Source organism: Microbacterium sp. PM5, from assembly GCF_003293595.1.
In the GTDB taxonomy this organism is placed as follows: Bacteria; Actinomycetota; Actinomycetes; order Actinomycetales; family Microbacteriaceae; genus Microbacterium.
Genome location: NZ_CP022162.1, coordinates 2,903,174 through 2,915,505, shown reverse-complemented (window position 1 = coordinate 2,915,505; position 12,332 = coordinate 2,903,174). Strand labels below are relative to the sequence as shown.

At 70.7% G+C, this 12,332-nt stretch carries 13 protein-coding genes; 5 read left to right on the top strand and 8 right to left on the bottom strand.

The genetic code is table 11. The features are described 5' to 3' along the window. Positions 1-7 precede the first annotated feature (7 nt). Complete coding sequence (locus tag CEP17_RS13770; protein WP_239498637.1) at positions 8-310, top strand: protealysin inhibitor emfourin; 303 nt, start codon at positions 8-10, stop codon at positions 308-310. Here the strand turns inward: CEP17_RS13770 and CEP17_RS13765 are convergent. The 3 genes from CEP17_RS13765 to CEP17_RS13755 are packed head-to-tail and all read right to left on the bottom strand — an operon-like array spanning position 299 to position 2,123. Continuing rightward, entirely contained in the window at positions 299-928 is a 630-nt protein-coding gene (locus CEP17_RS13765; protein WP_036320838.1) for a GNAT family N-acetyltransferase, read from the bottom strand. The two genes, CEP17_RS13770 and CEP17_RS13765, sit on opposite strands and share 12 nt — an antisense overlap. Positions 929-933: 5 nt before the next feature. Continuing rightward, positions 934-1,623 (bottom strand): uracil-DNA glycosylase, encoded by a 690-nt coding sequence (locus tag CEP17_RS13760; protein ID WP_112932642.1) that lies wholly within the window; start codon positions 1,621-1,623, stop codon positions 934-936. Beyond that, entirely contained in the window at positions 1,623-2,123 is a 501-nt protein-coding gene (locus tag CEP17_RS13755; protein ID WP_016463342.1) for a phosphoribosyltransferase, read from the bottom strand. The genes CEP17_RS13760 and CEP17_RS13755 overlap by 1 nt, the downstream gene beginning before the upstream one ends. 60 nt (positions 2,124-2,183) lie before the next feature. Here CEP17_RS13755 and CEP17_RS13750 point away from each other — a divergent pair, with 60 nt between their 5' ends. Further along, positions 2,184-3,686: an MFS transporter gene (locus CEP17_RS13750; protein WP_204359834.1), complete on the top strand. Its 1,503-nt coding sequence runs from the start codon at positions 2,184-2,186 to the stop codon at positions 3,684-3,686. A gap of 23 nt (positions 3,687-3,709) precedes the next feature. On the opposite strand, the gene CEP17_RS13745 is transcribed toward CEP17_RS13750, so the two are convergent. Beyond that, on the bottom strand, positions 3,710-4,513 hold the full coding sequence (locus tag CEP17_RS13745; protein WP_112932641.1) for an SDR family oxidoreductase: 804 nt from the start codon (positions 4,511-4,513) through the stop codon (positions 3,710-3,712). A gap of 163 nt (positions 4,514-4,676) precedes the next feature. On the opposite strand from CEP17_RS13745, the gene CEP17_RS13740 reads away from it, so the two are divergent. Both CEP17_RS13740 and CEP17_RS13735 read left to right on the top strand, forming a co-directional pair. Next, positions 4,677-5,999 carry a bifunctional o-acetylhomoserine/o-acetylserine sulfhydrylase gene (locus CEP17_RS13740; RefSeq protein WP_112932981.1) on the top strand — a complete coding sequence of 441 codons (1,323 nt, stop codon included), beginning with the start codon at positions 4,677-4,679 and terminating at the stop codon, positions 5,997-5,999. A 172-nt stretch (positions 6,000-6,171) separates the two neighbouring features. Beyond that, complete coding sequence (locus tag CEP17_RS13735) at positions 6,172-7,374, top strand: homoserine O-acetyltransferase (protein ID WP_112932640.1); 1,203 nt, start codon at positions 6,172-6,174, stop codon at positions 7,372-7,374. Positions 7,375-7,381: 7 nt separating this feature from the next. Here CEP17_RS13735 and CEP17_RS13730 read toward each other — a convergent pair whose 3' ends face one another. From CEP17_RS13730 to CEP17_RS13715, 4 genes are read right to left on the bottom strand one after another with little or no spacing between them, the layout of a single operon-like run. Beyond that, entirely contained in the window at positions 7,382-8,608 is a 1,227-nt protein-coding gene (locus CEP17_RS13730) for an MFS transporter (protein WP_112932639.1), read from the bottom strand. A 9-nt stretch (positions 8,609-8,617) separates the two neighbouring features. Next, complete coding sequence (locus CEP17_RS13725; protein ID WP_112932638.1) at positions 8,618-8,980, bottom strand: thiamine-binding protein; 363 nt, start codon at positions 8,978-8,980, stop codon at positions 8,618-8,620. A gap of 43 nt (positions 8,981-9,023) precedes the next feature. Continuing rightward, complete coding sequence (locus tag CEP17_RS13720; protein WP_239498540.1) at positions 9,024-10,271, bottom strand: glycosyltransferase 87 family protein; 1,248 nt, start codon at positions 10,269-10,271, stop codon at positions 9,024-9,026. 23 nt (positions 10,272-10,294) lie between these two features. Next, positions 10,295-11,125, bottom strand: a complete 831-nt coding sequence (locus CEP17_RS13715; RefSeq protein ID WP_204359833.1) for an NAD(P)H-hydrate dehydratase — start codon at positions 11,123-11,125, stop codon at positions 10,295-10,297. A gap of 88 nt (positions 11,126-11,213) precedes the next feature. Here CEP17_RS13715 and CEP17_RS13710 point away from each other — a divergent pair, with 88 nt between their 5' ends. Then, a complete protein-coding gene (locus CEP17_RS13710; RefSeq protein ID WP_112932636.1) occupies positions 11,214-12,299 on the top strand; it encodes an NADH:flavin oxidoreductase/NADH oxidase in 1,086 nt (361 codons plus the stop codon). The last annotated feature ends 33 nt before the right edge of the window (positions 12,300-12,332 follow it).

Here is a 12,332-nt window from a genome sequence, read left to right as displayed (position 1 = left end):
CGTGAGCATGGTCCGCTCCGGCGGCGTCGCGGGATTCACGCGCCGCTGGCACCTCTCGGCACCTCCCCACGAGAGTGCGCGCTGGAAGCAGCTCGTGGAACGTTGCCCCTGGGATGCCGAGGACAGGGGCGATCATCTCCCGGGCTCGGCCGCTGCCCCCACCGCGCAGGGCGCCGACCGATTCACCTGGACCATCGAAGCTCACGTCGACGGTCGTTCCCACCGTGCGATCGTCAGCGAGGCGGACGCCGAGGGCGCCTGGCGCACCTTGATCGACGCGGTCCGCGACGCCGCGCCCTCACCCCTCTGAGCGCTCCGAGCGCGAGAACAGCGAGCGCTTCTTCTTCACCGGCGACAGCTGCTTCTGCAGGTAGATCGTGCCGAGCCAGCGGCCGAACTTGAAGCCGACGCGTCCCATGCGTCCGACCTCGACGAAGCCGAGCTTCTCGTGCAGGGCGATGGAGGACTCGGCCCCCTTGTCGCTGATCACCGCGACCATCTGATGGATGCCGGCCGCCTCACTGGCCGCGATCAGCGCCTCCAGGAGCGCGCGGCCGAGGCCCTTTCCCGTCGCCGCCTGGCCGAGGTAGATCGAGTTCTCCACGCTGTAGCGGTACGCTGACTTGGCCGACATCGGCTGCACGAGTGCATAGCCGAGGATCTGCCCGCTGGGCGACTGCGCCACGAGGAACGGCATGCCGAGCTTGGAGAGATGCTCGAGCTTCTCGCGCCACTGGGCGAGCGACCACTTCTTCTCGTCGAAGGTCACCACCGAGTTGGTGACGTAGTAGTTGTAGATCTCGCGGATGTCCGGAATATCGCCGTCCCGCACGGGCCGGATCTCGTAGGAGAAGGGGCGCTCCTGCTCGCTGCGGCGCAGGTGCACGGGCAGCCGCCGCCGACTCTTGTCGTACTCCTCCTCCAGCATGTCGCTCAGCCTAAACGCCAGTCGACCGGCGTCGCACCCTGCTGGACGAGCAGCTCATTGACACGCGAGAAGGGACGCGAGCCGAAGAAGCCCCGACTGGCCGACAGCGGCGAAGGGTGGGCGGACTCCACGGTCGGGGTCCCCGCGAGAAGGGGCCGCAGGTTCGCGGCATCCCGCCCCCAGAGCACCGAGACGAGCGGTCGGTCGCGGGCGACGAGGGTGCGAATGGCGTGTTCCGTGACCTTCTCCCATCCCCACCCGCGGTGCGATGCGGGGGCGCCGGGGGCCACCGTCAGCACGCGGTTGAGCAGCATGACGCCCTGGTCGCTCCATGCGGAGAGGTCGCCGTGCGGTGCCCGTGCGATGCCGAGGTCGGTTTCCAGCTCCTGGTAGATGTTGGCGAGGCTTCGCGGCAGGGGCCTCACGTGCGCGTCCACGGCGAACGAGAGCCCGATCGGGTGGCCCGGGGTCGGGTAGGGGTCCTGCCCGACGATGAGGACCTTGACGTCCGCGAGCGGTCTCGCGAAGGCGCGGAGCACCTTGTCGCCCGCGGGGAGATACGGCCGCCCTGCCGCGGTCTCGGCGCGCAGGCGTTCGCCGAGCGCCGCGATGTCGGGCGCCACCGGAGCGAGCGCGTGCGCCCAATCGGCGTCGATGAGTCCGGCATCGGCCAGCTCGTCGAGGGCCATCGCCATCAGGCGCTCGCCTCCGCGCCCGCATCCTCCTCGATCACAGAACCGGCTGCCGACCAGGGGAAATCGATCCAACGGTCGGTCTCGCGCCAGGAGAAGTCGGGCTGGGCGACACTGCCGGGCTTCGTGTAGATGCACACCGATCGCACGTCGGCATCGGCGTCGCGCAGCATCTTCACCGCGAGGGCGAGTGTGCGACCGCTGTCGGCGACGTCGTCGACGAGCAGGACGCGCTTGCCGGGAAGGTAGCCGAGGTCGAGGTCGGGGGGAAGGAGTGCCGGAGCCTCCAGCACGGTGCCGATGCCGGTGTAGAACTCCACGTTCAGGGCACCGCAGCTCTTGACGCCCAGGCCGTAGGCGATCGCGCCGGCGGGCAGCAGACCCCCGCGGGCGATCGCCACCACGACGTCGGGAACGAACCCGTCCGCCACGATCGATCGGGACAGCGCCCGGGTCGCCTCGCCGAAACCGTCCCATGTCAGTACTTCGCGCTCGCTCGTCACGGCATTCAGCCTAGGCGCCGCTGCGGTGCGCGACACACACGCGTGGCTAGAGTGAACGCCGTGACCTCCTCCTCCGCAGGCTCCTCGACGGCGAAGAGCCCCCGCACCCGCTCGGACCGCCTTCCCCGGGGCCTCGGCATCACCGCCGGCCTCATCGGATGGTTCATCCTGGTCGAGATCGTCAGCGGCATCCTGCAGGGGTACTACGTGCCGCTGTTCAGCGACATCGTCGTCTCCCTCGGCATCCACGACTCGGACGTCAACTGGTTCGAGGCGGCGCAGCTGCTGCTGTCGGCGCTCGTCGTCCCGGTGCTCGCGAAACTCGGCGACATGTACGGCCACAAGCGCATCCTGCTGATCGCCGCGGTCCTCACGGCCGGGGCGACGTGGTGGCTGGCGTTCGCGACCTCGTTCTGGAGCTTTCTGGTCGCCTGGGCGTTGCAGGGCTTCTACGTCGTCTGGCTGCCGTTGGAGATCGCCCTCATCTTCGAGCGCGGCCGGGTGCAGCAGCGCGGAGTGTCGACGACCCGCCGCGCGGCGGGTCTGCTGGTCGTCGGGCTGGAGGTCGGCGCGATCGTCGGCGCTCTCGCCGCCGGACGGATCTTCGCCGCAAGCGGCCAGAACCTCACCGCGACGCTCATCGTGCCGGCGATCGCCGTGACGCTCGTCGCACTCGTCATCTGGATCGGTGTTCCCGAATCCGCCCCGGAGGGTGGACGACGCCTCGACACGAGGGGCTTCGTGCTCCTCGCGTGGGCACTGCTGCTCGTGACGGGCGGTCTGGCCTGGATGCGGATGATCGGTGAGCTGGCGCTCGGCGCCACCGCCTGGATCTGGGTCGTTGCCCTGCTGCTGGCCGGGGTCGCGGTGTTCGTGTGGTTCGTGCGCTTCGAACTACGCCAGGACGACCCGGCGGTGGACATCCGGGTGCTGCGCCGACCCGAGATGTGGCCGGTGCAGGCGACGGCCTTCCTCATCGGGATCAGCCTGCTCGGCGCGCAGGGACCGTTGTCGACGTACGCCGGCACCGATCCCTCGCTCGGCTACGGGCTCGGGTTGGATGCCACGGAGCGCTCGAACATCATCGGGGTCTACCTCGTCTCACTCATCGTGGGCGCCGTGCTGTTCGCCGTGACCTCGCGGCGGGCGAGCCCACGGGTCGTACTGATCGCGGCATCCCTGCTCGTGGGTATCGGCTATCTGCTCTTCCTGCCGTTCCACGTGGAGCTGTGGCAGGTGCTGCTCAACCTCTCGATCGCCGGGCTCGGCTGCGGCGCGCTGGTCGGTGCGCTTCCCGCCGCCGCGGCCGCCGCCGCCCCGCGCGGGCAGACCGGCATCGCGACGGCACTGACCAACACGACCAAGACGATCGGCGGGTCGTTCTCCTCAGCCGTGTTCGGCGTGGTGCTCGCGGCCGGCGCCGGCGCCGTGGCCAGCCAGACCGCGGCTTCCCTCGGTGGCTACCTGACGGTGTGGGCGATCTGCGCCGGCGGCGGATTCCTCGCCGCCCTGCTGCTCGTGTTCGTTCCGAAGGTCGCGTTCGCCGACGCCCCCGCGTCCTGATGCCGCCGGCCTCTTCCGCGGGGTCAGGCGCGCGGGCGGAGGCGACCGCGCGCGAGCAGGTGCTGCGCGGACTGGGCGACCGGGCGCATCGTCACCAGGTCGAGGTTGACGTGGCCGGGAGCTTGAAGGGCGTACGCGATGACATCCGCGACATCGTCCGCGGTGAGCGGGTGCTCGACGCCCTCGTAGACCTTCTCAGCCGTGGCGCGGTCGCCGCCCAGTCGGTTGAGGGTGAACTCCTCGGTGTAGACCATGCCCGGCGCGACCTCGGTCACGCGGATCGGCTCGCCGTTCAGCTCCAGACGCAGGGCGTGCACGAGCATCGCCTCGCCCGCCTTCGCCGCGTTGTAGCCGGCTCCTCCGGGATACGCCGTCTGCGCCGCGGTCGAGGTGACATACAGCGTGTCGGCGTGACCGCCGTCGTCGATCCCTGCCCGCAGCAACGGCAGCAGGGCCGCCGTGACCAGCTGCGCCGACAGCACGTTCGCCTCGAACATCCAGCGCCAGTCCGCCGGGTCGCCGTCTTCGACCCGGTCGGTGCCCCGCGCGCCGCCGGCGACGTGCACGAGGGCGTGCACCGCCCCGGTGCGCGCCAGGTGCTCGGCCAGCGCCGCCACGTCGGCCTCGTTCGACAGGTCGGCGGCGAACGATGCCGACCCGGTTTCGCGATCCAGCGCGACCAGCCGCTCCGCGCGGCGAGCCACGCCCACCACGTCCCAGCCCGACGCCCGCAGGGCACGGACGGTCGCCGCGCCGATGCCGGAGCTGGCTCCCGTCACCACGGCGCGACGACGATGGTCCTGAGAACTCTCCTGCGGCGAAGTCATGCCCCCACGCTACGTCACGGCAGTCGGATGCCGAGGCGAGTGCGTTCATTACGTCACATTTCCCGACCGTTGTTGACAACCGGCGCGAACTCTACTGTCGGTGATGGCCGCGGCATCCGACCCCGGCTCCCCACCACTTCCGATTCACCCGATGGAGCCCGACATGTCCGCATCCGAGAACTGGCGCTTCGAGACCACGCAGATCCACGCGGGCGCGCAGCCCGACCCCGTGACCAAGGCGCGAGCCACGCCGATCTACCAGACCACCTCCTACGTGTTCGACAACGCCGACCACGCCGCGAACCTGTTCGCGCTGGCGGAGTTCGGCAACATCTACACCCGCATCCAGAACCCCACGCAGGACGTCGTCGAACAGCGCATCGCGGCCCTCGAGGGGGGCACCGGCGCCCTCCTCGTCGCGTCGGGCCAGGCGGCGGAGACATTCGCGATCCTCAACATCGCGGAGGCCGGCGACCACTTCGTGTCGTCGAGCTCGATCTACGGCGGCACCTACAACCTCTTCAAGTACACGCTGGGCAAGCTCGGCATCGAGGTCACGTTCGTCGAGAACCAGGACGACCCGGAGGAGTGGCGCCGCGCGGTCCGCCCCAACACGAAGCTGTTCTTCGCCGAGACGATCGGCAACCCGCAGATCAACGTGCTCGACATCCGCACCGTCGCCGACGTCGCCCACGAGGCCGGTGTGCCGCTCATCGTCGACAACACAATCGCAACGCCCTACCTCATCCGCCCGTTCGAGCACGGCGCCGACATCGTCGTGCACTCGGCCACCAAGTTCCTCGGCGGCCACGGCACCGTCATCGGCGGCGCCATCGTCGACGGCGGCACGTTCCCGTGGTCCGAGCACGCCGACCGCTTCCCGGGCCTGACCACCCCCGACCCCTCTTACCACGGCGCGGTCTACACGCAGGCTGTCGGCGACGGCCTGGCGTACGTCATCAAGGCACGCGTGCAGCTGCTGCGAGACCTCGGCGCCGCCATCTCGCCGCAGAGCGCCTGGCTGCTCATCCAGGGCATCGAGACCCTGTCGCTGCGCATCGAGCGTCACGTGCAGAACGCGCAGGAGATCGCCGAGTGGCTGGAGAACCACGACGACATCGCCTCGGTCAACTACTCCGGCCTTCCGACCTCTCCCTGGTACGCGGCCGCGAACCGCTACGCGCCGAAGGGCGTGGGCGCCGTGCTGTCGTTCGAGCTGAAGGGAGGGGTGGAGGCCGGTCGGGAGTTCGTCAACGCGCTCGAGCTCTTCAGCCACCTGGCCAACATCGGCGATGTCCGCTCGCTCGTCATCCACCCGGCATCCACGACGCACTCGCAGCTGACGCCGGAGCAGCAGCTCACGACCGGTGTCACGCCGGGCCTGGTCCGCCTGTCGGTGGGTCTGGAGAACGTCGAGGATCTGAAGGCCGACCTCGAGCAGGCCCTCGCCGCCGCGCGCAAGGTCTCCGAGGCCGCCCGCGCCTGAGCCCTGCCCCTCCGCGGAGCACCGCACCCGTCGCAACGGGTGCACGAACTCCGCAGGATGCCGCGAACTCCGCAGCCGGAAACGCTTCCCGCTGCGGAGTTCGTGCGTTTCTGCGGACATGGTGGTCGTAACAGTCCGTTTGCGCTATCCGAGACCCGGGAGAATGGACGCCATGGACTGGCAGACCTCCGAAGACACGGTGCCGAGCGCACCGATCACGGAGGCCGACGCGCGCCTGCTGCGCGGCCGCCCGCCGGCGACGGGCGCCTGGCGCGACGGCGATCCCGCCGGCGACCGCCGCTTCGCCGCGTTCGGCGCCTTCACGACCGAGGGCGGTCGGGAGCTTCCCGGCATCCGCCTGGCCTACGAGACCTGGGGCGAGCTGTCGCCCGCCCGTGACAACGCGGTGCTCGTGCTTCATGCCCTCACCGGCGACAGTCACGTGCGCGGCGCCGCGGGACCCGGTCATCCCACCGCGGGCTGGTGGGACGACATCGTGGGCCCGGGCGCCCCCATCGACACCGACCGCTGGTTCGTCGTCGCCCCGAACATGCTCGGCGGATGCCAGGGCTCGACGGGGCCGTCGTCGATCGCCCCCGACGGGTACGAATGGGCGGGACGCTTTCCGTACCTGACCATCCGCGACCAGGTCGCCGCCCAGGTGCGCCTTGCGGATGCGCTCGGCGTCGACGTATGGGCCGCGGTCGTCGGCGGCTCGATGGGCGGCATGCACGCGCTCGAGTGGGGTGTGGGTCAGCCCGAGCGCGTCGCGCGGCTCGCCGTACTCTCCTCTCCGCCGACGACGACGGCCGACCAGATCGCGCTCAACGGCGTGCAGCTGGAAGCCATCCAGATCGATCCGCGCTTCGCCGACGGCGAGTACTACGACGCTCCCGACGGCGAGGGACCGCACCGCGGCCTCGCGCTCGCCCGCCGCATGGCCCTGCTGAACTACCGGAGCCCCACCGAACTCAACCAGCGCTTCCAGCGCTCGTGGCAGTCGGGAAAGAGCCCGCTCGGTCACGGGGGCCGCTTCGCCGTGGAAAGCTATCTCGACTTCCACGGCAACAAGTTCACGCGCCGCTTCGACGCGAACACCTACATCACGCTGGTCGAGGCCATGAACTCCCACGACGTGGGACGCGACCGTGGCGGGGTCGAGGATGCCCTCGCGCGCGTCACCGCGACGACGCTCGTGCTCGGCACCGATAGCGACCGCCTCTTCCCGATCGATGGACAGCACCGCATCGCGCGCGGCATCCGCTCGACGATCGACGACGGCGCGGTCGTGCTCTCCAGCGACTTCGGCCACGACGGCTTCCTCATCGAGACGGCCGCCGTCGGAGCGCACCTGCGCCGCTTGCTGCAGAGCTGATCCGGCGTCACGCCGCCGCGGCGGTGGCTCGCGCGGAGCGCGACTCGATCCCGAAGCTCACGAGGGCGAGCACGAGACCCGATGCCGCGAGCAGGGCTCCCACCCAGACCGGTGCGACGAAGCCGAAGCCGGCCGCGATCACCACGCCACCGAGGAACGCGCCAGTGGCGTTGCCGATGTTCAGCGCGGAGTGGTTCAGCGCCGCGGCGATGGACTGGTTGTCGCCCGCGACGTCCATCAGCCGTGTCTGAATCGACGGGCTCAACACCGACGACACGAAGCCGACCAAGAAGATGAACAGCCCGAGCGCGATCAGCGCGCCCGCAGTGAGGGCGAGGAGCACCTGCACCACGATGAGAGCGCCGAGGCCCGCCAGCATCGTGCGTTTCAGGTCGCGATCGGCAAGGTGGCCGCCGACGAGATTTCCGATCGTCATACCGATGCCCATGACGATGAGGATCACCGGCACCACCGCGGCGGGAGCTCCCGCGACATCGGTGACGATCGAGGCGACGTAGCTGTAGGCCGCGAAGAACCCGCCGAACCCGATCGCACCGACCCCCAGGGTCAGCCATACCTGGCCGATCCGCAGCGCGCGCAGCTCGGCGCGGAGCGTCCGTCCGGGATCGCCGGCATGGGCCGGCACGGTCAGCGCGATCATCACTGCGGCGAGGGCGAAGATGAGGGCGACGACGAGGAATGCGATCCGCCACCCGAAGCGCTGGCCGAGGAAGGTGCCGAACGGCACACCGACGACGTTGGCGACCGTGAGGCCCGTGAGCACGAAGGCGACGCCCTTGGCGCGGTTTCCCGGCCCCATGACGTCGGCGGCGACAAGGGCGCCGATACCGAAGTATGCGCCGTGCGGCAGCCCGGCCAGCACGCGGGATGCCCCGACCAGCTCGAAGGTCGGAGCCAGCAGCGTCAGCGCGTTGCCGAGCGTCAGAGCCGCCGCCAGCGCCAGCATCACACGGTGGCGTGGATACTTCGCCACGACGCCCGCGATCGTCGGCGCGCCGATGACGACGCCGAGCGCGTAGAGGGTGATGAGCCACCCCGCCTGCGCGACGGCGTCCTCAGGAGAGGAGGCCCACGTCGCCGGCAGCAGGTCGGCGGAGATGTTCGGGAGCAGGCCCATGACGACGAACTCGGTCATGCCGATGCCGAACGAGCCGATGGCGAGGGAGAGGAGCGCCCACACCGCCGCACCCCTCGACGGGGTCGAGGAGATCACCGGCTCATGCTACCGGTCGCCGGCAGCCTCCGGGCCGCCATCGGTGTCGGCTTCCAGGGCGGCGATCGCGGTTTCCAACCGCTCGATCTTGCCGTCGAGCTCTCCGACGCGACCGGGGCGGATGTCGGCCTTGAGTACCAGCGAGACGCGTGAGCCGAAGGGCATGACGGCATCGGTCGCGGCCTTCACGACCGCGAAGACCTCGTCCCACTCCCCCTCGATCTCGGTGAACATCGAGGTCGTGCGGTGCGGTAGTCCCGAGTCGCGGACGACCTTCACGGCCGCCGCGACCGCGTCGTGTACAGAGCCGTCGGCGGCGGCCCCGACGGGAGTGGCGGTGCCGCTCGGAGCGACGGAGAAAGCGACGAGCATGGGGCTCCTTCGGGTCGGCGGGTTCGGGTCGGCGGGAACGGGATCAGGGAACGAGCCCCGTCGCGGCGTTCTCGGGGAGCGCCCGCGTCGAAAGCGTCGAGGCGGGGGCATGGCGGGCAACGGAGACGAGGCGCACGATCATCCACACGAACATCGCGCAGAGAACGAGGTTACGAACGGTCAGAAGGCTCACGGGCACGAGCTGCGGGTAGAGGACGCCGTTGTAGGTCAGGGGGTAGACGAGCTGCGTGAGCAGCGCGGCGAACAGCGCCGTCGACGCCGGGGCCATCCAGCGGCGGCGATCGATGACGAGCCCGAGCACCACCGACGGCACCAGCCAGCAGAGGTACTGCGGCGAGCCCACCTTGTTGAAGACGATGAACCCGAGAACGAAGGCGAGCGAGAGCGTCGGGAACAGCGTCGCGTACCGCACGCCGCGCGTCACGGCCCACAGCCCGAGAGCGGCGACCACGAGCATCGCCACGACGAGCGCGGGAGTCATCGCGGCGATCACGGGATCGATCTGAGTGCCGGTGACCTGGAACGTCAGCAGATGCTGGTCGTAGTACACCCAGAACCCCGGGATGCCGAGCAGCGCGCCCCAGAGGTAGGGCATGCTGACCGGCGCCTCCACCTGGAGTCCCCGCGTCGTCTGGTCGCCGATGAAGCCGAAAGCGTGCGCCCCACCCCCGAGAGCGGCGATCACGAGCAGCGTCGCCGCGCTCACCAGCACGGCACCTCCCACGAGCGCGCCACGGCGACGCAGCGCGATGACCGCAGCGGCCAGCACCGCGGCCGGCCACACCTTCATCCATGTCGCGACCGACAGCAGCACCGACGCCGCCCACGGACGGCCGACGAGCCAGAGGCAGCCGAGCACGGCCAGCGCCACGGTGAACCCGTCGAGCCGGTACAACCCGACCGGACCGAGAAGCGCCACGTAGGCGAGCCAGAACCATCCCGCCGTCACGCGTCCCACCGAGCGGGCGCGCCCGATGAGGACGGCGAACGCGACGGCATCCGCGGCGATGACGACGATCGCCCAGCCGACGGTGTACCCGGCGATCCACGCGAACGCGTGCGCCAGCAGCATGGGCAACAGCGCGAGCTGCGGATACACCCACGACTGGTCGATGCCGACGATGCCGTGCCCCTGCAGCGCGCTCGTCGACCACGGCTCGTAGACGCGGTAGACGTCTCCCATGGGCTCGTTGGGCAGGACGAAGCCGAGCCAGGCGACACCGACGTGAACGATCGCGAAGGCGGCCCACAGCACGCTCCGCCTCATCATCCCCCCATCCTAGGGAGGCGACCTCAGTGTTCCGAGACGAGCTCGCCCACGATGCTCGACACCGCACGGGCGACGTCGAGAGCGACCAGCGGCCCTCCGCCGTGTCGGGCGGAGGCGGCAGCTCCGGCGCTGCCGTGCAGCCAGGCCGCGCACGCGGCGGCATCCGCGAGACGATCCGGAGCCCCTGCCACGAGCGCTCCCAGAATGCCGGCGAGCACGTCGCCGGTGCCGGCCGTCGCCAGCCATGCGACGCCCGACGTCACCGAGCGCACCGCGCCCGCGGGCGTCGCGATCAGCGTCGTCGCCCCCTTCAGCAGGACCACGGCGCCCGTGGCCGCGGCGGTGTCGAGAGCGGCCTGTTCACGGTCGTCCAGCGAGGCCAGCCCCAGCCGATCGCGCAATGCGGCGTGCTCGCGATCGTGGGGCGTCAGCACCAGCGGCGCGCGATCGCCCGTGACGGCGGATGCCGCGACGACGAGATCGAGCGCGCCGGCATCGACGACGACGGGCACGTCCCCGGAGAGGATCGTCCGGACCGCCGCGGTCTCGACAGCGGTGCGGGCGTCGGGGGACGTCCCCGAACCGACCACCCACGCCTGCACCCGTCCGTCGGCCGTCACCGTCTCCGGGCGACGCTGGAGCACGAGGTCGGCGGCCCGACGCGGACCGAGGTAGCGCACCATTCCCGTGCCTGTCCGCCACGCGGCCTCGACGCCGAGAACAGCCGCGCCGGGAAACTCCTCCGATCCGGTGCGCATGCCCACAACGCCTCGGGAATACTTGTCGTCGCTCGCCGTTGGCATCCTGAGGAAGGTGGCCGTCTCGGGTGCCGTCCACGGCGAGGGTGTGCTCATGCGCGCCACCCTACCCGTCCCCGTCCCCCGGTCGTCGGGCGCGCCGCCGCCGCGCGTCGGAATGTCCTCACCCCTACGGAGAGTCGCGATGAGTCTGTTGTTCACCCCCTACGAACTGGCCGGACGCACCGTCCGCAACCGCCTGTGGGTCGCGCCGATGTGCCAGTACTCGGCGACCGACGGCGTACCGAACGACTGGCACCACGTGCACCTCGCCCAGTTCGCGTCCGGCGGCGCCGGCGTCGTCATCGCGGAGGCGACCGCGGTGACTCCGGAAGGGCGCATCTCTCCCGAGGACGTGGGCCTCTGGAACGACGAGCAGCGCGACGCCTGGGCGCCCATCGTCGCCGCGATCCGCGCCCGCGGTGCGCGCGCCGGTGTGCAGCTGGCCCACGCCGGACGCAAGGCGTCGACCTGGTCGCCGTTCTCCGGACGCCGCGGCACCGTCCCCATCGCCGACGGTGGATGGACCACGTTCGCCCCTTCGGCCATCGCCTACGACGGTTTCGAGGCGCCGGAGGCGCTGGATGCCGCGGGCATCCGCCGTATCGTCGATGCCTTCGCCGCTGCCGCGGTGCGGGCGGTCGCGGCCGGATTCGAGGTGCTCGAGATCCACGCCGCCCACGGCTATCTGCTGCACCAGTTCCTGTCGCCGCTGTCCAACCAGCGAGGCGACGAGTACGGCGGCACCCTGGAAAACCGTGCCCGGCTGCTGCTCGAGGTCGTCGACGCGGTGCGCGGTGCGGCGCCGGACGCCGCGCTTCTCGTGCGCTTCTCGGCATCCGACTGGGCCGACGGCGGGTGGGACGTCGGGCAGACGGCGACCGTCGCCGGATGGGCTGCCGCGCGCGGTGCCGACGTCTTCGACATCTCCAGCGGCGGACTCGTCGCCCACCAGCGCATCACCACCGGCCCCGGCTATCAGGTCCCGCTCGCCGCCGAGGTGCGCCGCGTCGCCGACGTCGCGGTCGGTGCCGTCGGGGAGATCACCTCGGGTGTGCAGGCGGAGCAGATCCTGGCGTCCGGAGCCGCCGACGTGATCCTGGCCGGTCGCGAATGGCTGCGTGACCCGCACTTCGCGCTGCGTGCCGAGGTCGAGCTCGGCGGCGCGGACGCCGCGCTGTGGCCCCCGCAGTACGAGCGCGGACGCGCCCGTATCGCTCCCGTTCGGTGAGCGAGCGCCGCAGGGCGGGGTCCACACACCCGG

Excerpts from the sequence above, each read along its gene's own strand:
- CEP17_RS13770 (WP_239498637.1), top strand. The coding sequence starts at position 8 with ATGGTCCGCTCCGGCGGCGTCGCGGGATTCACGCGCCGCTGGCACCTC.
- CEP17_RS13765 (WP_036320838.1), bottom strand. The coding sequence starts at position 928 with ATGCTGGAGGAGGAGTACGACAAGAGTCGGCGGCGGCTGCCCGTGCAC.
- CEP17_RS13760 (WP_112932642.1), bottom strand. The coding sequence starts at position 1,623 with ATGGCGATGGCCCTCGACGAGCTGGCCGATGCCGGACTCATCGACGCC.
- CEP17_RS13745 (WP_112932641.1), bottom strand. The coding sequence starts at position 4,513 with ATGACTTCGCCGCAGGAGAGTTCTCAGGACCATCGTCGTCGCGCCGTG.
- CEP17_RS13740 (WP_112932981.1), top strand. The coding sequence starts at position 4,677 with ATGTCCGCATCCGAGAACTGGCGCTTCGAGACCACGCAGATCCACGCG.
- CEP17_RS13735 (WP_112932640.1), top strand. The coding sequence starts at position 6,172 with ATGGACTGGCAGACCTCCGAAGACACGGTGCCGAGCGCACCGATCACG.
- CEP17_RS13725 (WP_112932638.1), bottom strand. The coding sequence starts at position 8,980 with ATGCTCGTCGCTTTCTCCGTCGCTCCGAGCGGCACCGCCACTCCCGTC.
- CEP17_RS13720 (WP_239498540.1), bottom strand. The coding sequence starts at position 10,271 with ATGATGAGGCGGAGCGTGCTGTGGGCCGCCTTCGCGATCGTTCACGTC.
- CEP17_RS13715 (WP_204359833.1), bottom strand. The coding sequence starts at position 11,125 with ATGAGCACACCCTCGCCGTGGACGGCACCCGAGACGGCCACCTTCCTC.
- CEP17_RS13710 (WP_112932636.1), top strand. The coding sequence starts at position 11,214 with ATGAGTCTGTTGTTCACCCCCTACGAACTGGCCGGACGCACCGTCCGC.